The sequence below is a fragment of the Psychrobacter sp. TAE2020 genome (genome assembly GCF_018919485.1).
Lineage (GTDB): Bacteria > Pseudomonadota > Gammaproteobacteria > Pseudomonadales > Moraxellaceae > Psychrobacter.
In genome coordinates, this window is the sequence record NZ_JAHLMU010000001.1 from 1,899,364 (window position 1) to 1,920,973 (window position 21,610).

Consider the following 21,610-nt stretch of genomic DNA (forward strand, 5'->3'; position numbering starts at 1 on the left):
TATCTGTGTTTGTTAAACAAACGCATACAGCATTTGTGCCTAATAGTGATGCAATTGACGGTGCAATCTTATACACTAAAGCATGAATACTATAAACACCAGTCAATGACTGGCAATTTCTTAAGATTTATTCGCAAAATTTAATATTTGAGTTTATGGGTTTTCAATTGCCAACAATTAACTACCAATCAGCAAGTCTTTAACAATAATAACGCTCAATAAAGGATCTATTCATGACTGAAAATAAAAGTTCCGATACTATGACTCAGCGCATTTTGGTCGTCGATGATGACGCTCGTTTACGCTCTTTGCTACAACGCTTCCTAGAAGATGATGGCTTTGTAGTCCGTACCGCGCATGATGGCAGTCAAATGGACAAATTGATGCAGCGTGAACTATTTTCATTAGTAGTATTAGATCTAATGCTACCGGGCGAGGATGGCATCACCATCTGTAAGCGCTTACGTGAAGATAACGGCGATATCCCGATTATTATGTTGACTGCTAAAGGTGGTGATGCTGATCGTATTGCTGGTTTAGAAGCGGGCGCTGATGATTATCTACCAAAGCCTTTTAACCCTAAAGAGTTGCTGGCCCGTATCAAAGCAGTATTGCGCCGTCAAAATCGTGAACTGCCAGGCGCGCCTAGCTATCAGCTAGAAGTGGTCGAATTCGGTCCATGGACGCTAGATCTATCTACTCGTACTCTAAAGCGTGATGGCAATGTAGTGACTTTGACTACTGGTGAGTTTTCAGTGCTAAAAGCCTTAGTGCAGCATCCACGCGAGCCTTTGACTCGTGATAAGCTAATGAATCTAGCTCGAGGCCGTGAATGGGGCGCTATGGAACGATCTATCGATGTACAAGTTTCGCGTCTACGTCGCCTGATTGAGGATAATCCCTCACAAGCACGCTATATTCAAACAGTTTGGGGCGTGGGCTATGTATTCGTTCCTGACGAGGCTGAGCCAGAAGCCGCTAAAACTGAATAACTTTAGTTTAATAGCGCAGTGCCTATGAGCAAACTATCTATCCTACAAAATATACCCTGTACTTTAGTGACAGGGTTTTTGGGTTCTGGGAAGACTACAGTTATCAACCAGCTGTTAACTTTTAAGCCAATCGATGAGCGTTGGGCCTTACTGATCAACGAGTTTGGACGTATTGGTATTGACGGGCCGTTATTAGCAAACGCACAAAGCCAGGATGAGGCTAAAAGCAATATTGCTATTAGTGAAGTCAGCGGTGGTTGTATTTGCTGTACTAGTCAATTACCTTTACAGGTTGCCTTGAGCCGTCTATTAACTGAGCAGCATCCCCAGCGCCTTATTATTGAGCCCACTGGACTTGCCCATCCTCGCCAGTTACTGCGCCAATTAAATGCTCCACACTGGCAAACAGCGCTATCTATGCAAGCGGTGGTTACGGTATTCAATGCGCTCCAATGGCAACACCCTAAATATCGTAGTCATACTGGCTATCAAGCGCACGTTGCGGCCGCTGATGTATTAGTGATTAATCGCTACCAACAATTAAATAAAGCTGAGCTATTAGCGCTTAAAGCATGGATTAGCACCCTCAATGCTCATAGCCAAATAATTTGGGCTAAACCGGCACCTCAGGATAAAATTGATAGTATTGATAGTATTGACTCTAAAACTAACGTTGATTTTGACCGTTACTTATCAGAGCTGATAATGCCATTAACACAGCTAAGCGTTATTATTAATAAATCAGCCACTGCCAATCAAAACTCAACTCGCATAAACTCAAGTCTCCTAAACCCTGCCGTAGTTAAAAGCTCTAGTAACCATGACCACAAAGTTGTAGCTGATCAGCCACCTTATCACTATCATGATCAGCAGCAGGATATGCTTGTAGGCGGTTGGCGCTTGCCTGCAGCTTCGATATTCGACTTTGCTAAGCTTAAGCTATGGTTATTACAACTGCCTAACTGGCAACGTATTAAAGGGCTTATAAATACTACTGAAGGTTGGCTACAACTCAACTTTACTCCTGATAGCCTGTCTATCGAAACTAGCCATGCCCAGCTGGATAATCGTTTAGAGATTATTTTAGCAGTTGATACTGACTCAACTCAGGACAAAGTTGAGCAGCACGAAACTTGGGATACTTGGAATAGTGAATTAACGGCCCTATTAGTCTAATCCATTAGTAGTCTCATCCGTTATTGAGGAAAACTAGATTGTAAAAAAGCCAATGTTGCTATCTATTATCGATAGCCGCATTGGCTTTTTTATAAGGATTAAGCAGCTATTAGCGCAGCTGGCTGTCCTTACTACCGCGTCGGTTAAATAGCTCGGCAGCTCTAGCCTCTTTCTCAAGCTCCGTCTGACAACCAATACAATGCTGCACGCCCGCTACTGCTATTCGACGTGCTTCTGGAATAGGGTTACCGCATTCGTCACAGAACTCAGCACTCTCCCCTTTTGGTAATGAGCTACGTACTCGATCTAGTGCATCATTAATTGTAGCATCCATTTGCTCGTGCTCAGCTCCGTCTCTTGACCATCCACCTGCCATAATTTTATCCTTTGTTATTTATTCTATAGCTATATATCAAAATTAATGTGTTTTATAACAACTAGATGGGGTTAGATAACTTTAATTCAATAGCCAGAATCTTAACTTAACACTGATAATTATATTCGTTTATTTAACGTTGCCAGCCTTCAGTTTTCATGATTTTTTGGGCTTTTTCGGTGATCAGAAAGTCGAGGAAATCTTGTGTTTGAGGATCAGCTTTTGGCGACACTACCATGTTTAGATCACGCCAGATCACTCTATCTTTATCTATGTAAACCATATCCATATCTTTAGCATTGCTAATAGGCCAATTGGGCCAAGTTAACCAAGCATCTGCCTTGGTTTCTTTAAATGCTTTAAAGCCGGCGCCAGAACCTAGCGTATACCCTACAATATTCTTTCGAAAACCAGCGATGTCGCTTAACTTACCTTTGCGACCTGCAACATCTTCCCAAGTTCCCGTTCCAGAGGTATTGTATATACCTTTACCGTCAGTGACGATTATTGTGACGTCTTTTTTTAACAAGTCATCAAATCCACGTATATTTTTGGGGTTGCCCTTTTGTACGGCTATGACCGTTGGGCTAATATATATAGGAATAACTTTCTCATGATCAAAAGTTTTATAGGTTTCAAGAAAAGCGGTCATGGCTTGCTCGGAAGTTCCCCACAGAGCGTCAGCATCAGCTTGTGCAGCAGCAGACCAACGACTCTCAGGACCTGCAATTAGCTCAACTTTCGTTGCACTTTGCTTTTCCCATAAGTCGGCAACTTTTCTCAAAGCAGTATGGGGTCCGCCTGCACCATATATTTTAATGACACCATCCTTAGGTTTGTGTTCTATGGAGGAATCAAAAAGTGCTGTTTGGGCAAAAGCTGAAGTACACCCTAGTAGCAGAACAGCAACGGAGATAATTTTTTTCATGGGGGTTACCCTTAATTAGGATTATTAATAGTTTCGATTAAAAATCAACATAACATTCAGCTAAGCTGTAATGACCAGCAAACTATTATTACATCTGTAAGGGTTGTCCAAATCAGGTTGATTTGTTATTCAAATACTGATTGCGCTTAATTGTTAGTCCTTCGGCTGTAATGCTACTACTTGCCCACGTATCCCGATGCTGGCATCGCTCATCAGACACAAATAGCCTGCCATGATGTCTTCAGGAGTCTGTAGACTCAGAGGGCTTTCACCTGGGAAGGCATGAGCACGCATATTAGTACGTGTACCGCCTGGATTAATGCAATTAAAACGCAAATTGGTGGTGTTCTTAGTCTCTTGAGTAAAGATATCACTCATACCTTCAAGCGCTTGTTTAGAGAGTGCATAAGCACCCCAAAATGCACGTGGATGAGTACCTACTGTACTAGAAGTGAAGATAATAGAAGCATTTTTGGCGCCTTTAAGCAGAGGTAATAGGGCTTGAGTTAGCATAAATGTCGAGGTGAAGTTAACTTGCATGACTTTAGCAAAGATATCGACATCATACATCTCAAGTGGGGTTAGCTCACCGAGTATCCCGGCATTATGTAACACTCCATCAAGCTGACCAAACTCTTTATTAATCAGGCCTTCTAACTGCTGCATTTCTGCATAACTTGCCTTTTCTAAATCCATCGGTAGCATAGCTGGCTGCTGACCGCCACTGCTCTCGATCTCGTCATAGACTGCTTCCAGCTTACTGCTAGTACGACCTAAGAGTAGCACCGTTGCCCCATAACGAGCATAGCTTAGAGCAGCTACTCTGCCAATGCCTGCCCCTGCCCCTGTTACCAGGATAGTTTTGCCCTTTAGGCATCCTTCTGTAGCGACAAAGTTACGAACCCCCTCAGAGGTTAGTGGTTTGCTGATGGTTTGACTAGAAGCTTGATTAGCCTGTTTATTAGAATAGTTGGTCATAGCCTGGCTCATTGCTTGGGTTTATAAAAGAAGTCAATTATATAGTAAAATAATACTAATTTTTAAAGGTACTAAGTTATAAGCTGGTGAGGTTATAACTTAGTATCCTATAAATTATGACTTATAGCTTACAAGTTTATAAATAATCAAACTTGCCGGAACTGAGTAGCAGTTGATTCAACTGCATAGGAGTCTCGACAATATAAGTAGCACCCCACTTCTTAAGTGTTTTTTGATCTTGGGGCGGGATATAACCATAAGCCGCCAAAATAGTTGGCATGCCAGCCGCCTTACCAGCCTCGATGTCCCGAATATGATCGCCTACGTACAACACACTAGCGGCACCACCTCGCGGTATACCCAATTTCTCCAATGCCAAGTACATAGGTTCTGGATCAGGCTTAGGCCGTGACACATCATCTGGACACACTAGCACCGTACAGCGCTCAGTTAACTGCATCTTCTCTAATAACTGTTCCGCTAGATAGCGCGGTTTATTAGTAACAATGCCCCAAGGCACTTGATTGCTCTCCAGAAAAGCCAATACTTCTTGAAGATTATCAAACAAGCAGCTATCGACACAAATATCCGCTTCATAATCGTCTAAAAACTGCTGACGAAAAGCGAGCAAAGTCTCCTCAGTCACTTCTGACTGCTGATTATAGCGCAGCATCAGCTGTACCATAGCAGAAGCACCGGCAGATACTTGCTCACGAATATCACTTTCAGCAGGTGCTAGCCAATTATTTTCATCACTCATTTTGCCAATAATGCGTACAAAATCAGCAGCAGTGTCAATTAAAGTTCCATCGAGGTCAAATAGTACTGCTTTTACAAAATTGGTCATGAGAATAGATCTTATTTTATTAAAAGTGACGTTTCAGAATATTTACTATGTTTTCATACTATAGCAGAACGATATTAGGCCTAAGACAAAGGCTTTTGTACTGCCATCATATAATTTACATCGACATTCTGCGCCAACCAATAGCGCTTAGTGATTGGATTATAATGTAGGCCGATGATATCTTGACGAGTAAATCCTGCAGTGGCAGCCATCTTATCAAGCTCAGCTGGAGTGATGAATTTAGCGTAATCATGAGTACCACGATCTAGCAAGCGTAAGACATACTCAGCACCAATAATGGCGAACAGGTAAGACTTAGGGTTGCGATTAATAGTAGAGAGCACGCAAACACCACCAGGTGCCAACATATCAAAGCAAGCTTGTACAATAGCGCTAGGGTCTGGCACATGCTCCAGCATTTCCATACAAGTCACTACATCAAACTGGCCAGTATGTTCAGCCGCAAAGCGCTCAACCGCAATATGTTTATAACTTAGAGTCTCAGTCAGGTCACTTTGCTCAGCATGTAAGCTAGCAGCTTTTAGGTTTTCAGTACCCAAATCAATGCCTATTACTTGTGCTCCACGACGCGCCATAGACTCAGATAAAATACCACCGCCACAACCTACATCAACTACTCTTTTGCCTGACAAGCCTGACTGTGCTGTAGTCTGATCTGCGGCTAAGTTGGACGTATCGGTCTGATAACCACTTTTTATATTGTCCTCTATCCAATTAAGGCGCAGTGGATTGATCTCATGCAAGGTTGCAAATGCGCCGGTTTTATCCCACCATTCAGTAGCCAGTTTATTAAATTTATCAACCTCACTAGGATCTACATTAGTAGTGGCTGATCCATAAAAATTCGCATTATCATGACTGCTTACATCGGTATTGGTATGCTTTACATTGGCATCGTTTACAGTAGCGTTAGGAGGTACAACTGAACTCATAGCATTTTCCTTCAGTTTCATTAATAAATAGGGTCATTAAAATTATATATGTTGCATAGTCATTCAATGTTAGCATGACCATGACCGCTTTGTTGTGAACACATAGTGACGGTTTGTGTAGGTTATTATTGATGCATTACCACTCAGTTTTTTTCGACTAGAACTGTCATTAACTTACTAACTTTAGCCCATCACCATAAGCAGCTCTAAATAGTGGCTACACCTTTGCAACTTTTGGTTAAGAATACGGTTAACAACTGACCTCGTTTTACGTTATTATAGGCAGATTACACCTAGCTGTTAGCCATTTCTTACTACTACTCTCCAAATAAGCTTTTTATAACTTAAAGCTAATATTAAGCACTCACACCTTAAGTATCTGAAGGAATAATTATGAAACGTGTTATCGCATTGACTGGTTTGGCTTTTGCTATTGGGCTTACTACTATGAGCGTACAAGCAGCAGACTACGTGGCTGGTAAGGATTACCGTGTACTTGATAATCCAGAAAAAATTAGCGGTAATGCTATCATTGTACGTGAGTTCTTTTGGTATGGCTGTCCACACTGCTTTACCTTAAACCCATTTATGGAAAAGTGGGCAGCAACCAAAGCTAAAGATGTGGCCTTCTTTAAGACTCCAGCAGCTCTAAATCCTGTTTGGGAAGCTAGTGCTCGCGGTTTCTATGCTGCACAATTATTAGGCTATGAAGACAAAACTCATGATGCCCTATTCAATGCTATTCATAAAGATAATAAACAGCCATTTGACCAAGCGTCATTGAGCAAATGGTATGCTTCTCAAGGCGTTGACCAAAAGAAATTCAATAGTCTATATAACTCTTTCGCTGTGGGCACCAAAATAGGTCGTTCGCAAGCTGGAGCCAAGCGCTATCAGTTGAGTGGCGTACCTGCCGTAGTCATACAAGGTAAATATGTAGTCACGGGTGAAAGTGCTCAAGTCCCTAAAGTAGTCGATTATCTAGTCAATAAAGTTCGTGCTGAAAAGAAATAATTGTCCTCAGTAGGCTAGTTAAATAATAAGACGCTATATAATCAGTCGAGAGTCTAACGAGTTAACGGTTAACTCAGTAAAAAAGCCAATCATTTTATTATGATTGGCTTTTTTATGTTTACTTGTATGGCTAACTAATTATACTATAAAGTCAGGACTACTTAAGATCAGATAAAATAGCGACTTCACGGATGTAGCTTACTAGGTCTTCTTTAGACTCCGCCATCAACTCATCATCTTGATTATGTTTGGCATACTCAATCCATAATAATAGCTGATAAAGACTATTGCGCTCAGAGATTTTATATTGCTTCACAAACTGCTTAAGGGTGCCTTCGTCGTTGATATTTAATCGGCTATGCCAGCTCTCAATTTTAGCCACTTGCTCACTAGCAAAATGAGCCTCAAACAGCGCTTTTACTAGCTCATGACGGTTCTCTTCACTGATAAGCTTACCAACACGTTTAGTTTGACGAATGCGAGCAGTGGCACTAGTGATATCCGCTAAGGCCATCAACTCTGCCATAAAGTACTCACTGGCAGGAATTTTTTTTAGCTGCTTTTTTGACAAGTTTGATAGCGGTATAGATAATGTTTGTAAGCGCTCATGAGCTTTTTTTAGTTCAGTGCGCGAAACTCGCATGTCCTGTTCTGACCAGTCAATCATATAAGCTCTCTAAAATAGTAGTTAAAAAATAGTAGTTAAAAAATGATTTCAATATTAATCATAATATCTAGTAATAGCGTTTCATGAAAATATTTAATGAAGCTGCTTAATGCTAATACTTGCCAGCTCAACTAAAAATAATTTACCGCTTAGTCAAAGCTATTCTTAAGTATCAGCAACGGTTAGCAACTGTCCCTTACCAACGACTCTTTTCACGATGCTTGGCAATGACCTTTAACTCTGTTGGTAAACTAGCAGCCAGCCTGTTTCGTAGCTGTTCAGTGATAAATACTGAACGATGCTTGCCACCAGTACAGCCTATACCTATAGTCACTGTATGACGATTATTATGCAAGAAGTCTGGTAGCCAACGATTTAGAAACTTATCGATATCATCCGTCATTTCTGCAACTTCAGGATAATCAGCAAAGAACTCTGCCACTTCACCATCGAGTCCAGTAGCGCTACGCAGCGCAGGATTCCAATGCGGATTGGGTAAAATCCTAACATCAAATACAAAGTCGGCATCAATAGGACTGCCATACTTAAAGCCGAAAGATAATAGATTAATGACAATTTTATTTTCAGCACCTATTTGTTCACGTAGACGCTCTTTTAATTGATGGATATTCAGCTTAGTAGTATCAATAATAATATCGGCGTGACTAGCAATAGGCTGTAATAACTCAACCTCTTTTTTGATAGCAGCCGGCAAGTTATAGCTAGTATGCTCCGAATCTTCACCATCTTGTGCCATTAACGGATGTACACGACGAGTAGCATTGAAGCGTGCAACTAGGGTGCCTTCTTGTGCAGTGACATAGATCACTTGCACGTTTTTTTCATCATAAGTCTGTTTTAGAGTATCGTGTATGGCAGAGAAATTCGATAAGTCTGCACGCGGTGAGCGAATATCAACACCTAGAGCAATACGTTTGATACCGCTCTCGCTAATCAGCTTATGTGCTGCTTCAGGGACTAAGGATAACGGCAAATTATCAATAGAATAATAGCCCAAATCCTCTAGTATATTTAATACTGAAGTTTTGCCTGATCCTGAACGACCAGAAATGACCAATACGTTGATAGCATCTTCTGAATCCGAGGCTACTACTGTACTCTGCTGTTGAGCTTTATCTGCTGCTTCCATGACTCATTACCCTGTCTTATTAAGTCCATTGAATCACTGTTATACCCTATCTATTTCTTACTTATTTGCTTATAACTATTAAATTTATAGAAAGCTAAATTGTAGATTGATAATAGAGCATAGCTATTAAAACAGTTAATTATTAAGGTTTGACTGTCAGTAACTGGTTGTCTAATAAACGAGCACGACCTAACCAAGCAGCGACTAAAATAATTAAATCTTGGCCATTAGTAAGCTGTGAATCTTGGGTGTCTATAGCTGCAAGATCGGTAGTTTTTACTTCTAGATAATCAATGACTAAACCTGCGTCAGTAATACGTTTAGTACTATCTATTAACAGTGATTGCAGTACGGACTTATAGTTTGACGCCTCACTCAGTTGCTGCGCTAGGCGTTTTAACTCACTATGCAAAATAGGCGCTATCTGGCGCTCATCGCTATTGAGATATTGATTGCGCGAGGATAAAGCCAAACCATCAGTGGCACGAACTATAGGCGCTCCAATAATCGCAATTGGATAACTCAAATCACGAACTAATTGTTTAATAATAGCTAGTTGCTGATAGTCTTTTTGTCCGAATATCGATACATCAGGTTGAACAATATTGAACAGCTTAGCCACCACAATGCCCACACCATCGAAATGGGTTGGTCGTGACTGGCCACATAACTGACTAGTAATAGCACCAGCAGTAATCGCAGTCGCTGATGGTAGCACTGGATATATCTCATCACTACTAGGTGCGAAGACATAATCAGCACCAACACTAGCTAGCATGGCCACGTCCGCATCAAGGGTACGTGGATAGCTATCAAAGTCCTCTCCTACACCAAACTGAGTAGGATTGACAAAAATACTGACCACTACAATATCTGCATGCTGTTTGGCCAGCTTTACTAGCTGCAAATGCCCTTGATGCAGGTTGCCCATCGTTGGCACTAAAGCAATGCGCTGCTCGCTGCGATACGGCTGCAAAGCTGCGCGCAAAGAGTCAATATGGTGATGAATAATAGGCATTATAAACTCTTGTTATACGGTGCTATAAAAAGTTAATCCAGATAATAGCAGCAATCAGCCATTAACTAAATTGATGCTGCTCAGTAGGAAAACTGCCTTCACGTACTGCTTGCTGATATAAGGCAAATGCCCCTTCAATACTATGATCACTATTGCGCACATCGGTCAAAAAATCATGGACAAATCGCGGTACTCGTCCGTGCACCATTCCTAGCATGTCATGCATGACCAGTACTTGACCATCAGTATCTGCGCCAGCACCTATGCCAATGACTGGCACCGAAACGGTCGCTGTTACTAATTTGGCAAGCTTAGCAGGAACACACTCTAGTACTAACAGCGCCGCCCCAGCAGCTACTACCGCTTGCGCATCAGCTAGTAATTTATCCGCAGTATCATCAGTACGTCCTTGGATCTTGTAACCTCCAAAGACATTGACTGATTGCGGGGTTAACCCTAAATGCACACAAGTTGGTGTACCGGCATTGGCTAACGTAGTTACTAAATCACACAGCTCACTACCGCCCTCAACCTTGATCACATGAGCACCAGCTTGCATCAGCTGACGGCTATTAGCGATGGCATCGGCTAAGGTAACATAACTCATAAAGGGTAAGTCAGCTAAAATCAATGCCTGCTTGTTGCTACGAGCGACATTAGCAGTGTGATAAGCCATATCGCTTACCGTAACTGGTAAAGTCGAGTTATGGCCTTGTACCACCATGCCTAAGCTATCACCAATCAAGATAGTATCTATCTGTGCCTTGTCCATCATTCGTGCGAACATAGCATCGTAACAAGTTAGGCAAGTAAATTTGATACCGTCTTTTTTAAACTTATTTAAAGTCGATAAAGTCGTCATATGACCCTCGATAAGGCTTTATTAATGTGGGTATTACTCAGAATCATCTAAACGCAGCTTAGGATCATCTAGACGCTGTAGCGCTGTCCAGTCTACACTTAAAGGGTAATCGCTAATAGACTGCTGTAAAATCATCAGTTCCGGCGCCAGTTCTCGCAATGGAACTAAGACAAAATTGCGTTCGCTTAGCCCAACATGTGGCACTATCAAGCTCGGCTCGCTCACTTGCTGTTGACCATAAAGTAGAATATCTACATCTAGGCTACGTTCACCCCAGTGTCTCAGACGCGCGCGCTTAGCTCCTTGCTCTAGCTGCTGACAAACATCAAGCAGCTCAAGTGGCGCCAGCGTAGTCTCAAGTCCCGCCACAGCATTAACAAAATCAGCTTGATCTTGCGGTCCCATCGGCGCCGAGCTATAAAACGAAGAAACTTCTACCCCGCGAATCTGTTTATACTGACGTAGAGCACTCAACGCTTGCTGCAAATGTTCAGTTGGTGAGCCTAAGTCATTGGCCAAGTTACTACCCAAGCCTAAATAGCATTTAATCCAACTGCTAGCCTCGGCGTTCATACTGCTAGCAATGCCGTCCGTATTTGCCTTAGCTTTTATGAGCATTACTTACCTTCTTGCTCCGTCACCGTAATATCAGTACTAGGCTGACGGCGGCGACGCTTTGAAGGTACAGCGCCTTTAACATTACTATTGCTAGCTGTTTTATCGCTAACCTTAGCCTGTTTTTCAGAAGCTACTTTAGAGGGCTTAGTTTGGTCACCGATTTTACTGCCTTCAGCTAGCTTGGCAGTTGTTTCCTTAGACTTAGGCTTAGAATTAGCTTTGGATTCAGTATCGACTGGCGCTACTACTTTAGGTAATTTTTTCTCATAACCAGTAGCTGACCCATTAACCGTAGGCATTGCCTCTACTGTACTTGGCTGACGACGACGACGCTGATACGGTATCGGTTCATTATTAGTACTAACCAATTTTGGCGTTTGCGCTACTTGGGTTTCTGTTACAGAAGCCAAGGGGCGCTTAGCTTTTTCTTCAGTAGCTACAGGTTTAGCTGACTTTTGATTCGGTTTTTGCTCTGGCTTAGGTTGTAGCTTAGGCTTAACTTTAGATACTGCCGCTTTTTGTTTAACACTATTACTGTCATTAGCACTAGTATCAGTACGGCTATTGATATTAGCATTAGGCTTCTGCGTTTGCTCTGCCAGTTGCTTTTTCAATGGTGGAACGACGTTATCATGCTCGATCACAAACAGGGGCGCAGGGCTAGAGGCTTGGTCTGTATTAGACTCAGCACTATTATAAGCCAATGATAGCTGCTGTAATTGTGCCAGCTCATTACTATCATGCTTCTGTCGCGGTGTCAGCTTATTAGCAGACCTGTTGCTATGACGGGATTTTGACGGTTCAGATTGTGGCGACGGCGACTGTAAACTAGCATTAGCTTGCGGCGCTGTTACCAAAACCTCAGAGACATTATCAGTACGACGGCGACGACGTGAAGGTACGTTTGAAGCGTCATTAATAGCTGGAGGCTGCGCATTAGTCATCGATTGCTCTTTTTTACTACTGTTGTTTTGACTGTTAATATCGCTTGGCTGTGCTTGCTCGTTATCGCTACTATCTTGTTGATTTTGACGATTACGTCCGCGACCACGGGGCCCATTCTTCGCTTGCTTATAAGCTCCACGACGAATATTTTCATCAAAATCTTCGATTGCTTGTTGTTTTTGCGACTCAGACAAAGTCTGATAAGTCTGCCACCAGTCCCCCATATCATTGGTTGACTCTGACAGCGGATGCTCAGCATCACCACATTGCTCACGTAATAATAGGAAGTCAAAGCCAGCACGAAAACGCGGATGCTCAGCCAACTGCTCTATTTGCTTACTACGCGGCGCGGCAAGTTTTGGCTGCAATAACCAAATATCACGAATGAACTGCTCAGCAAATTTAGGAATAGCGGTTTTGATACGTTGACGATCAATAACTTTACCAGCCGCTTGCATTTGTGCTTCAGCGAATGGCATATTGCGTTTTTTAGCTTTTTCTAACTGGTGTAAATAATTTTCCCACAGCAAGGCGGCATAAAAGAAGGCTGGATTGATACTTTTGCCGGCACCAATACGCTTGTCTGTATTAATAGCTACTTGCTGCACTAATGGACTCGGGTCAGCAGGTGGATAGATGATAAGGCTATCAATGGCACCTGATTCAAACAATAAAGGTAACAACGGTACTAGATAACCACCAGTAAACATCTTCTGAGTTTCATCATAAAGACGATGCGGTGATATTTGCTCCAACAATGCCCAATTGCCATCATGAAACTGCTCGGCTAACTCTTTATCGAATTCAAAACCTAATTTCGCTTTGAAACGTAAGGCCCGTAGTAAACGTACCGGATCTTCTTCAATACGTACTGGCGCATTGCCCAACAACCGAATTATTTTGTTATCGATATCATCAAGAGCGCCACAAAAATCATGGACTACGCCTTTGAGCGGCTGATAATACAGCGCATTGATAGAGAAATCACGACGAGAGAAATCTTGTTTGATATCGCCCCAAACGTTATCACGTATGATCATACCGTCTTGATTGGTATTGGAATCATTATTGGGTGGACCACGAAAAGTAGCAACTTCTATCAGTTCACGTCCAGAATACACATGCGCCAACTGAAAGCGGCGACCGATAATGCGGCAACGCTTACCAAACACATCTTTGATTTCATGTGGCTTGGCATCAGTAACCGCGTCGAAGTCTTTTGGACGCAGTCCTAATAAGGTATCACGCACTCCTCCGCCGACAATATAGGCATCAAACCCAGCTCGGGATAGAGTGGCAATTACTTCAGTAATGGAATTAGGTAATTCAGATTTATTCAGTTCTAACTGCTTGGCGGCACGCTCGGCCATGCATCTACTCCTTGCCATATTCTTAACCACCCTGACCAACACAGCGTTTGTCAGGCGGATGTACCTGCTAGTTTAACAAATTTTATGCACGGTGGGTGTATTTAGATATTTACTTACATGCAATTTTGTCAAAATTATCGTCAGTTAAAAGATATTTAATTCTATAGTTGTAAACGGGACCGATTTTTCTCTATGGTTTTAGCTCCAATACCCCTTACTTTTGCCAATTCGTCAATACTTTTAAAGTCGCCAAACATTTCACGGTATAAGACGATAGCTTGCGCCTTACTGCTACCAATACCTTTTAGCGATGTCAGTTCACCTTCACTAGCACGATTGATGTTAACGCTATTTTGGCTTAGTGCTTGGTTTTCTAAATCTTCTTGGGTTAACAAATAATTATAGGCATTCTGCGCATTATCGAAACAAGGTGCTGCTTGTCCCTTATTAACAACTGTACTTAAACTAAAAACTAAGGCAAAAGCTAAGCACCAAGCCGGCGCAGCTGACTTAGTTAAACTAAACTTATAAAACGACCTCTTCTCAGCATTCATACTGTTTGGCGGCCTCCCATAGCCTATCCATCTCAGTTAAATCACTATCTTCTACACTTTTACCTACTTGCTCTAATTGGGTTTCGATATAAGCAAAGCGTGATTTAAATTTGTGCACGCAAGTAAGTGCTGCGGCTTCAGCGTCTAAGTTTAATTTACGTGCCACGTTGACTAAGCCAAAAAAACAGTCGCCAAGCTCTTTTTCGATGTCTCTAATGTTGGCTTTGCTTATATTGGCTTCGCTTATATTGTATTTAGCCGCCGATTTTGACTTGTCCCTAACCTCCGCTTTTAATTCGTTAATCTCTTCATCAAGCTTATCGAACGCCCCTTCAATGCCTGGCCAATCAAAGCCTAACTTTGCTGCTTGTTTTTGTACCTCTTGTGCTTGCATCAAGGCACTACCAGCTTTTATGGCATCCAACCGACGATGCGGTTTGCCGCGAGCAGCAGCAGCCTGATGCTCCTCAGCTTTAATCTCATCCCAACGAACTTTAACTGCCGCTTCATCCGCCAGATTTTCGGCTTCAAACACGTGTGGATGGCGACGAATCAGCTTCTGTTGTAAAGTGCTTATGACATCACTGATATCGAAACGACCTTGCTCAGCATAGAGCTGACAATGAAAAACAACTTGTAGCAGAACATCACCAAGCTCACTTTTGATATCTTCATCATCATCAGCTTGTACCGCTTCGCCCAGCTCATAAGCTTCTTCGATAGCATAAGGTATTAGGCTATGATTGCTCTGCTTTTGATCCCATGGACAATCCGCACGCAGCCGTGCCATCAAGCTTAACAAGTCAGTTAATTCGCCACTAGCCTCAGGAGTTCCTTGTACTGGCATCGGTACGCTAATGATATTTTGCTCAGTCATAAAAGCTACTCATATGTTTTTAGTTAATTTTTTATAAAAGACAGCAAGGTAAACAAAGGCTGTGAAACTCATTATTATAGCTAGCAAATACAGTAAACTTACGCTAAATAAGCTAAGCTAGAGACAGGCTTTTACCCTATTGATTCATCAGTTAGTGTATCATTTAATATTTACTACCTTATACTCATAACTGTTATTTTTATAGCCACTTTACTGCTCTAACTCAAGGAATCTTCTAGCCATGTCTATGTCTGATAGTGCTACTTCTGTAAGCTATACTTCTCCCCATACTGAATTTACAGCTATTACTATTGATTCCTTTAAGGCTTATGATATTCGTGGTGAGCTTGGGGTCAACTTGGATGAAGATATTGCTTATCGTATTGGCCGTGCCTTTGCGCAGATTCTATCTGAGCGCGTTGATGCTACTGATGACGGGACTAATAATAATGAATTAAAACAACTCAAACCGGCTATTGTTATCGGCAGTGATATTCGTGACTCTAGTGAGCACCTTAAGCAGGCAGCTATCGCTGGTATCCTAGACGCTGGTATTGATGTAATAGATTTAGGTATGACTGGGACCGAAGAAGTGTATTTTGCTACTAGCCATTATCAAGCGCTAGGGGGCATCGAAGTGACTGCTAGTCATAACCCTATCAATTATAATGGGTTAAAATTGGTAAAAGAACACTCAAAGCCTATTAGTGCCGACGATGGTCTAGCTGAGATCCAAGCATTGGCTGAGTCTGGTCGATTTACTACTGGCAATGAACAAGGCGCAAACTATCAGCTAGGAAAGCGGCAGTTATTAACCGATAAAAGCGCTTATATAGATCATGTAATGAGCTTTGTTGATACCAGCAAATTGCAGCCTTTGACCTTAGTTATTAACTCAGGTAATGGCAGTGCAGGACCTGTAGTAGATTTGTTGGTCGACAAACTGATGCAAGCTGGCGCGCCGATCAAAGTCATTAAGTTGCATCATCAGCCTGATGGTAGCTTCCCTAATGGTATTCCTAACCCTATGATTTTGGACAATAGACAATCCACTCAACAGGTCGTTGTCGAGCATAAAGCAGATTTAGGTATAGCTTTTGATGGTGATTTTGACCGCTGCTTTTTATTCGATGAAAACGGTGAGTTTATTGATGGTAGCTATATAGTCGGTATGCTGGCGCAAGCTTTTTTAAATAAGTATCCGGGTGAGTCTATCGTTTATGATCCACGGGTACTTTATAATACCGAAGCGGTGATTAACGCTCATAATGGACAAAAGGTTATTAGTAAATCGGGACATTCGTTTATTAAGCAAGTGATGCGCGAGTCCGGCGCTGTTTATGGTGGTGAGATGTCAGCACATCACTATTTCCGTGATTTCTTTTATTGTGATAGCGGCATGATTCCGTGGTTATTGACCATTGAGCTGTTATCAGTTACTGGCAAAACCCTTTCACAGTTAGTCACTGGCTACATTGCAGCTTACCCAAGCTCAGGCGAATTGAATTTTCATCTCACTACACATGATGCGACAACTATCATCAATGATATAGAAGAAAAATTCAGTAGCCAAATGCGTACCAAGTCGACTCTTGATGGCTTAAGTCTTGACTTTAAGGACTGGCGTTTCAATTTGCGCGCTTCTAACACCGAACCCTTGATTCGGTTGAACATTGAAACTCGTGGCGACGAGAAATTATTAGCAAGCAAAACTCAAGATATTCAGCAATGGTTAGCTTTACAAGGGGCGGTCCCGGCTTAAGCTATTCTCTATAAGCTATGGTTTATAGTAACAAAACGCCTGTCAACTCTAGATTGATAGGCGTTTTTTTTGCTATGGATTGCTATAGTTTATTAATCAAAATTTTATATCATAACCATTTTCCGCGCTTACTTAGTACGGCCGATACCCACATAACCGCCTACTAAAGCATCAATCTGAGCGCGTGAAAGCGCATTTTGAGCATCAAATATAGGGATAGCTTGGTGATTAAGCTGCGCCACATCGAGTCTATGCTGTGGCGATAAGGTAATGATGAACACGGCTTGCGCAGCATTAAGTTGTTCATAAGGGCTGTCTACCAGCTCTAATAGAGGCTGCTCACGATAACGCTCAGCAAGCTCGCTCTTGGCCTTATCGCTATAAATGATAGTGCGTATATTATAAGACCATAGCAACTCTAATAAAGGATGTATCGCTGAGCCTGCTGTGCGTCCTGAGCCGGGTTTATAACTAGCTCCCCAAATCATCACGGTCCTGTCATCGATAAAGCCATCGAAATACTGCCAAAATTTGCGGAATATGAGCTCTTTTTGGTCTTCGTTAATATGCATAACCGACTGTAGTAAGGGCATACTGACACTATTATTTCGAGCGGAGCACTGTAGCTTATCAAGCTCTTTAGGTAGAGTGTTACCACCAAACCCCCAGCCAGCCTGCAGATAACTACTACCGACTCGCGCATCAAGCCCCATAATACTACTGACTTTTTGGATATCGATTCGGTGACTATCTGCCAAACGCGACATCTCATTCATAAAACTGACGCGCGTCGCTAGCATCGCCATAATACTACTACGCGCAAACTCTATAGTGGCAATATCAGCATGATGATGAACTTGAGCATGTTGAATTAATGGCTGTAGTGCTAATAGATGCTGGCTACTATCTGCGGTTTTTTCACCGAGCAACCAAAGCGAAGGGGTCAACATGGAGCTATAAGCCTCGCCATCTTGTAAAAATACAAAAGGTATATAGTACACCCACGCCCGTTGTAGGCGCTCAGCCAGCGCAGGGATATAGCCTAATGGCTCGATAGCACTGATAATAATTGGTAAGTTTTGCTGTTGGCTATGATTAAAAGCCATTAACCAGTGATCATCCGACCAGACAGGCTTGATACTATCTAAAAATAACCAGTACAGTGCTACTGGGGTATGAGTGTTATCAGTAGTAGCCACTTGCTCATAGCGTTTAATTAGCTGATCCGCACTCTCAGGTAAGTCTTGGCTAATAATTTGCTGCTGCTGAGTATACAGCTGCCACAATGCCTGCAGATGATGCTCAAAGCCATACTGTTGTAATTGCTGATTTAATATTTTTCTGTCCGCATATAAATGCACACTTCGACCTAAACTTGCCAGCACTACGGCGCTAGTAATGGCCTCAATATCATGACCAATAATAACGCATACTTTTGAGTTTTCAGCATCATAAGCTGTAGAGTTTTGGGTGGAATCAGAGGGCATAATGCTACCTTTTTGTATTTTTATTACATGAATAGCTACTATTATGCAGATAACTTATACAGCTTTAACAACTGATATAATTTGGCATAAACCTTAGCTATATTTAATCAGAATAGTACTAAAAGCAGTATTAAAAATACTAATAAAAGTATTACTGCTAGTAATAAAGGATATCTTCAACTGAGTTATAAGGATAAAAACAAGCTATATTCCTGCGGCTCAAAGAAAGTTTTGTAGGCAATAACCGCACCTTATTGGCTATAAACTTGCAAACCGTGGCCAAAATATAGCCATTTTAATGGGGTTAAATAATAATTTTCTGTAGTGAACACACACTCTAAGAAAGCTGTCTAATATGTGCCAGTAACTGATTAGTAGAGCTATCAAAAGGGCTGCTGATACTATTATCTTGTAGCGCATGATACACCGACTCGGCCATCTGCTTACCCATCTCAACGCCCCACTGATCAAAGGGATTAATATCCCAAATACTGGCCATCACGTAAACTTTGTGTTCATAAAGCGCTACTAAAGAGCCTAAGCTGTGCGGCGTAAGCTCATCTATCAACAAAGTAGTCGACGGCTGATTACCACGATAGTGCTTGTATTTATCCGCTTCACAACTATCGGTGACATTAGCCACCGCAGCGTTACCAAATGCTAGCACTCGACTTTGTGCCAAGCAATTAGCTAATGATAACTCATGTTGATGTTGTAACGATGCGTTCTGTGCTTCATCACTATAGTGACGCACGCAGGCTATAAAATCACAGGAAACATGCTGCGTACCTTGATGCAACAGCTGATAAAAAGCATGCTGGGCGTTAGAGCCAACTTCACCCCATAAGATAGGACAGGTATCATAGTCCACATGCTCACCGCCATGAGTGACCGACTTGCCATTACTTTCCATCTCTAGCTGAGTTAAGTAACTAGGTAAATAACCCAACCGCCCGTCATAAGGCAATACCGTATGCGCATGAATATGTAAAAAAGTACTATTCCAAACCGCAAGTAAGCCTAACAACACTGGGAGATTATCGGAAAAGTCAGCAGTAGCAAAATGCATATCCATGCTGTGCGCACCGGCTAATAGCTCACGAAATTGAGGCATGCCAATACGAACAGCAATAGCTAGGCCAATTGCTGACCATAAAGAGAAGCGACCACCGACCCAATCCCATAACTGCAACTGATTCTCAAGGTGGATACCCCAAGCACTCATCTTAGCGCTGTTAGCCGATATACCAATAAAATGCCGACGCAATACACTATCTTGAGTACCAGCACGTAGGGTTGCCGTAGCTAACAACCAAGATAGAGCAGTCTTAGCATTAGACAGCGTATCAACCGTACCAAAAGACTTAGAAGAAATAATAAACAAGGTAGTTTCGGCGTTTAAGCGTTTAAGCAAATTATCAAGTTGACTGCCATCCATGTTCGACACAAAGTGCACATTGATCTCAGTATCGGCCCACTCATCAAGGGCCGTAGCCGCCATCAATGGCCCTAAATCAGAACCACCGACCCCGATGTTGACTACATCAGTAATGGCTTTACCAGAGAATCCACGCCAGTTACCGCTACGAATACGCTGTGATAAGCGGGCTACTTGCGCTAGACTATTATGGACGTCACTCACCACATCTTGGTTGCCTACTTGCAGTTTGGCCTCTTCTGGCAAGCGCAACGCTGTGTGTAATGCCGCACGCTCTTCACTAGTGTTAACCATCGCCCCTTGCATAAGGGTTTTTATACGAGCGTTTAAATCACAGCTGTTGGCTAAGTTGAGCAAGCCTGCGAGCACCTCATCAGTGATACCCTGCTTGCTATAATCCATATAAAGCGCACCCGCTTGGGTACTAAAACGTTGAGTACGAGTCTGGTCTTGAGCGAACAACGCCGCCAATGATAAAGGCTGCTCAGCAAGCTGTTGCAGAGCTACCCAGTGCTTAGAGCCACGGGCATTAGGATGGATATTGTTAATCTCACTGCTAGCTAAGTCGTTACTATCAGATAGTGAATTATTCATCGGCTATTTATCGTCTTATAGTTGTTGTTGAGCAAAATAGATAAAGGCTTGCATATAAGACTGCATATCGCCAGCATCATAGCTATTGCCCAACATAGTAGTCACTTCAACACCTTGCTGACTAATTAGCGCATCGATAGCATCTGTTAACTGAATTTCTCCACCGACGGAGGCCTTAGTATTGGCTAAATAGTCAAAAATTCGATTGCTAAACACATAACGGCCAACAACCGCTAAACGCGAAGGAGCATCCGCTAGGCTAGGTTTTTCTACAAAGCCCGCTACTTTAAAGCTAGCGTTAACGGTAGTAATATCAGTAGTAATGTCCTCAAAATTGGTATCAGCGCTGAGTTTAGCTATCCCATATTTAGACACTTCTTCATCAGCTACTTTATCGACTAGTATCTGTGAATAGCCGTTCTGAGTAAATTCATTGAGCATAAAAGCTAAATTATCGCTCTGTAGATCAGTAGTAAACGGATCTAATACCACGTCAGGTAGCAATACCGCAAAATCATGCTCACCAATGATCGGTCGTGCGGCTAATACTGCATGGCCTAAGCCTAAAGCTTGGCCTTGACGTATCATTGATATGGTCACATCTTTTGGTAGCCAGTTTAAGCTATCGGCTAGCTCATCCTTACCTTTATGACGCAACTGATTATCAAGCTCGGCATTGATATCAAAATAGTTTTCAATCGCACTTTTTTGCGCATGACCCACTAACACAATATGCTTGATACCAGCAGCGATAGCTTCTTCGACTACGTAATGAATAGCAGGACGATTGCCTAGTGGCAATAGCTCTTTAGGAACCGCTTTAGACAAAGGCAACATACGGGTACCGAAGCCGGCGACCGGAATAACAGCGTGAGTAATTTTTTTCATAAGTATTAGGCTACATTAAAAATAAGATCAATTAGAATGATAACTGATAGTCAATTACTATTTATAACTGGTGGTGCAAGCTTATTGGATAAAACTCTCTGAAAAAGTTATCTGGT

At 42.2% G+C, this 21,610-nt stretch carries 20 protein-coding genes; 4 read left to right on the forward strand and 16 right to left on the reverse strand.

From position 1 onward, the window contains the following. Positions 1–233 precede the first annotated feature (233 nt). Together ompR and KPY62_RS07715 are read left to right on the forward strand one after the other, a co-directional pair. A complete protein-coding gene (gene ompR, locus KPY62_RS07710; protein ID WP_228730620.1) occupies positions 234–992 on the forward strand; it encodes a two-component system response regulator OmpR in 759 nt (252 codons plus the stop codon). Between the two features lie 24 nt (positions 993–1,016). Continuing rightward, positions 1,017–2,168: a CobW family GTP-binding protein gene (locus KPY62_RS07715; RefSeq protein WP_216581485.1), complete on the forward strand. Its 1,152-nt coding sequence runs from the start codon at positions 1,017–1,019 to the stop codon at positions 2,166–2,168. 109 nt (positions 2,169–2,277) lie between these two features. Here KPY62_RS07715 and KPY62_RS07720 read toward each other — a convergent pair whose 3' ends face one another. The 5 genes from KPY62_RS07720 to ubiG all read right to left on the reverse strand — a co-directional run bounded on the left by KPY62_RS07720 (position 2,278) and on the right by ubiG (position 6,250). Then, the gene (locus KPY62_RS07720; protein WP_216581486.1) at positions 2,278–2,544 is read right to left on the reverse strand and encodes a DksA/TraR family C4-type zinc finger protein; all 267 of its coding nucleotides are present in this window, start codon (positions 2,542–2,544) and stop codon (positions 2,278–2,280) included. A 133-nt stretch (positions 2,545–2,677) separates the two neighbouring features. After that, complete coding sequence (locus KPY62_RS07725) at positions 2,678–3,472, reverse strand: substrate-binding domain-containing protein (RefSeq protein WP_216581487.1); 795 nt, start codon at positions 3,470–3,472, stop codon at positions 2,678–2,680. Between the two features lie 153 nt (positions 3,473–3,625). Beyond that, complete coding sequence (locus KPY62_RS07730) at positions 3,626–4,450, reverse strand: YciK family oxidoreductase (protein WP_228730621.1); 825 nt, start codon at positions 4,448–4,450, stop codon at positions 3,626–3,628. Between the two features lie 136 nt (positions 4,451–4,586). After that, on the reverse strand, positions 4,587–5,297 hold the full coding sequence (locus KPY62_RS07735; protein ID WP_216581488.1) for an HAD family hydrolase: 711 nt from the start codon (positions 5,295–5,297) through the stop codon (positions 4,587–4,589). Between the two features lie 80 nt (positions 5,298–5,377). Beyond that, positions 5,378–6,250 (reverse strand): bifunctional 2-polyprenyl-6-hydroxyphenol methylase/3-demethylubiquinol 3-O-methyltransferase UbiG, encoded by an 873-nt coding sequence (gene ubiG / locus KPY62_RS07740; RefSeq protein WP_216581489.1) that lies wholly within the window; start codon positions 6,248–6,250, stop codon positions 5,378–5,380. Positions 6,251–6,643: 393 nt separating this feature from the next. Between ubiG and KPY62_RS07745 the strand changes: the two genes are divergently transcribed. After that, positions 6,644–7,264 (forward strand): thiol:disulfide interchange protein DsbA/DsbL, encoded by a 621-nt coding sequence (locus tag KPY62_RS07745; RefSeq protein WP_216581490.1) that lies wholly within the window; start codon positions 6,644–6,646, stop codon positions 7,262–7,264. 157 nt (positions 7,265–7,421) lie between these two features. Here the strand turns inward: KPY62_RS07745 and yjgA are convergent, their stop codons facing one another. The 8 genes from yjgA to mazG form a co-directional block, all read right to left on the reverse strand. Next, positions 7,422–7,931 (reverse strand): ribosome biogenesis factor YjgA, encoded by a 510-nt coding sequence (gene yjgA / locus KPY62_RS07750; protein ID WP_201621604.1) that lies wholly within the window; start codon positions 7,929–7,931, stop codon positions 7,422–7,424. Between the two features lie 196 nt (positions 7,932–8,127). Beyond that, complete coding sequence (gene rapZ, locus KPY62_RS07755; RefSeq protein ID WP_216581491.1) at positions 8,128–9,081, reverse strand: RNase adapter RapZ; 954 nt, start codon at positions 9,079–9,081, stop codon at positions 8,128–8,130. Positions 9,082–9,223: 142 nt separating this feature from the next. Beyond that, positions 9,224–10,099, reverse strand: a complete 876-nt coding sequence (gene panC, locus KPY62_RS07760; protein WP_216581492.1) for a pantoate--beta-alanine ligase — start codon at positions 10,097–10,099, stop codon at positions 9,224–9,226. Positions 10,100–10,160: 61 nt separating this feature from the next. Continuing rightward, positions 10,161–10,961, reverse strand: coding sequence for a 3-methyl-2-oxobutanoate hydroxymethyltransferase (gene panB, locus KPY62_RS07765; protein ID WP_216581493.1), 801 nt, complete (start codon positions 10,959–10,961; stop codon positions 10,161–10,163). 33 nt (positions 10,962–10,994) lie between these two features. Beyond that, entirely contained in the window at positions 10,995–11,534 is a 540-nt protein-coding gene (gene folK, locus KPY62_RS07770; RefSeq protein ID WP_216583244.1) for a 2-amino-4-hydroxy-6-hydroxymethyldihydropteridine diphosphokinase, read from the reverse strand. Between the two features lie 44 nt (positions 11,535–11,578). Then, positions 11,579–13,894, reverse strand: coding sequence for a polynucleotide adenylyltransferase PcnB (gene pcnB, locus KPY62_RS07775; RefSeq protein ID WP_216581494.1), 2,316 nt, complete (start codon positions 13,892–13,894; stop codon positions 11,579–11,581). Positions 13,895–14,055: 161 nt separating this feature from the next. Beyond that, complete coding sequence (locus KPY62_RS07780; protein WP_216581495.1) at positions 14,056–14,448, reverse strand: ComEA family DNA-binding protein; 393 nt, start codon at positions 14,446–14,448, stop codon at positions 14,056–14,058. Beyond that, positions 14,438–15,325 (reverse strand): nucleoside triphosphate pyrophosphohydrolase, encoded by an 888-nt coding sequence (gene mazG, locus KPY62_RS07785; protein WP_216581496.1) that lies wholly within the window; start codon positions 15,323–15,325, stop codon positions 14,438–14,440. The genes KPY62_RS07780 and mazG overlap by 11 nt, the downstream gene beginning before the upstream one ends. A 247-nt stretch (positions 15,326–15,572) precedes the next feature. Between mazG and KPY62_RS07790 the strand changes: the two genes are divergently transcribed. Continuing rightward, positions 15,573–17,087: a phosphomannomutase CpsG gene (locus KPY62_RS07790; RefSeq protein WP_216583246.1), complete on the forward strand. Its 1,515-nt coding sequence runs from the start codon at positions 15,573–15,575 to the stop codon at positions 17,085–17,087. Positions 17,088–17,215: 128 nt separating this feature from the next. Here KPY62_RS07790 and KPY62_RS07795 read toward each other — a convergent pair whose 3' ends face one another. From KPY62_RS07795 to KPY62_RS07805, 3 genes are all read right to left on the reverse strand, one after another. Next, positions 17,216–18,574, reverse strand: coding sequence for a UDP binding domain-containing protein (locus KPY62_RS07795; RefSeq protein ID WP_216581497.1), 1,359 nt, complete (start codon positions 18,572–18,574; stop codon positions 17,216–17,218). 337 nt (positions 18,575–18,911) lie between these two features. Next, a complete protein-coding gene (pgi, locus tag KPY62_RS07800) occupies positions 18,912–20,606 on the reverse strand; it encodes a glucose-6-phosphate isomerase (protein ID WP_216581498.1) in 1,695 nt (564 codons plus the stop codon). 15 nt (positions 20,607–20,621) lie between these two features. Next, positions 20,622–21,494, reverse strand: a complete 873-nt coding sequence (locus KPY62_RS07805; protein ID WP_216581499.1) for a UTP--glucose-1-phosphate uridylyltransferase — start codon at positions 21,492–21,494, stop codon at positions 20,622–20,624. Between the last annotated feature and the right edge of the window lie 116 nt (positions 21,495–21,610).

Bases quoted from the DNA above. Each gene is read 5' to 3' on its own strand.
- ompR (WP_228730620.1), top strand. From the start codon at position 234: ATGACTGAAAATAAAAGTTCCGATACTATGACTCAGCGCATTTTGGTC.
- KPY62_RS07715 (WP_216581485.1), top strand. From the start codon at position 1,017: ATGAGCAAACTATCTATCCTACAAAATATACCCTGTACTTTAGTGACA.
- KPY62_RS07720 (WP_216581486.1), bottom strand. From the start codon at position 2,544: ATGGCAGGTGGATGGTCAAGAGACGGAGCTGAGCACGAGCAAATGGAT.
- KPY62_RS07725 (WP_216581487.1), bottom strand. From the start codon at position 3,472: ATGAAAAAAATTATCTCCGTTGCTGTTCTGCTACTAGGGTGTACTTCA.
- KPY62_RS07730 (WP_228730621.1), bottom strand. From the start codon at position 4,450: ATGACCAACTATTCTAATAAACAGGCTAATCAAGCTTCTAGTCAAACC.
- KPY62_RS07735 (WP_216581488.1), bottom strand. From the start codon at position 5,297: ATGACCAATTTTGTAAAAGCAGTACTATTTGACCTCGATGGAACTTTA.
- ubiG (WP_216581489.1), bottom strand. From the start codon at position 6,250: ATGAGTTCAGTTGTACCTCCTAACGCTACTGTAAACGATGCCAATGTA.
- KPY62_RS07745 (WP_216581490.1), top strand. From the start codon at position 6,644: ATGAAACGTGTTATCGCATTGACTGGTTTGGCTTTTGCTATTGGGCTT.
- yjgA (WP_201621604.1), bottom strand. From the start codon at position 7,931: ATGATTGACTGGTCAGAACAGGACATGCGAGTTTCGCGCACTGAACTA.
- rapZ (WP_216581491.1), bottom strand. From the start codon at position 9,081: ATGGAAGCAGCAGATAAAGCTCAACAGCAGAGTACAGTAGTAGCCTCG.
- panC (WP_216581492.1), bottom strand. From the start codon at position 10,099: ATGCCTATTATTCATCACCATATTGACTCTTTGCGCGCAGCTTTGCAG.
- panB (WP_216581493.1), bottom strand. From the start codon at position 10,961: ATGACGACTTTATCGACTTTAAATAAGTTTAAAAAAGACGGTATCAAA.
- folK (WP_216583244.1), bottom strand. From the start codon at position 11,534: ATGAACGCCGAGGCTAGCAGTTGGATTAAATGCTATTTAGGCTTGGGT.
- pcnB (WP_216581494.1), bottom strand. From the start codon at position 13,894: ATGGCCGAGCGTGCCGCCAAGCAGTTAGAACTGAATAAATCTGAATTA.
- KPY62_RS07780 (WP_216581495.1), bottom strand. From the start codon at position 14,448: ATGAATGCTGAGAAGAGGTCGTTTTATAAGTTTAGTTTAACTAAGTCA.
- mazG (WP_216581496.1), bottom strand. From the start codon at position 15,325: ATGACTGAGCAAAATATCATTAGCGTACCGATGCCAGTACAAGGAACT.
- KPY62_RS07790 (WP_216583246.1), top strand. From the start codon at position 15,573: ATGTCTGATAGTGCTACTTCTGTAAGCTATACTTCTCCCCATACTGAA.
- KPY62_RS07795 (WP_216581497.1), bottom strand. From the start codon at position 18,574: ATGCCCTCTGATTCCACCCAAAACTCTACAGCTTATGATGCTGAAAAC.
- pgi (WP_216581498.1), bottom strand. From the start codon at position 20,606: ATGAATAATTCACTATCTGATAGTAACGACTTAGCTAGCAGTGAGATT.
- KPY62_RS07805 (WP_216581499.1), bottom strand. From the start codon at position 21,494: ATGAAAAAAATTACTCACGCTGTTATTCCGGTCGCCGGCTTCGGTACC.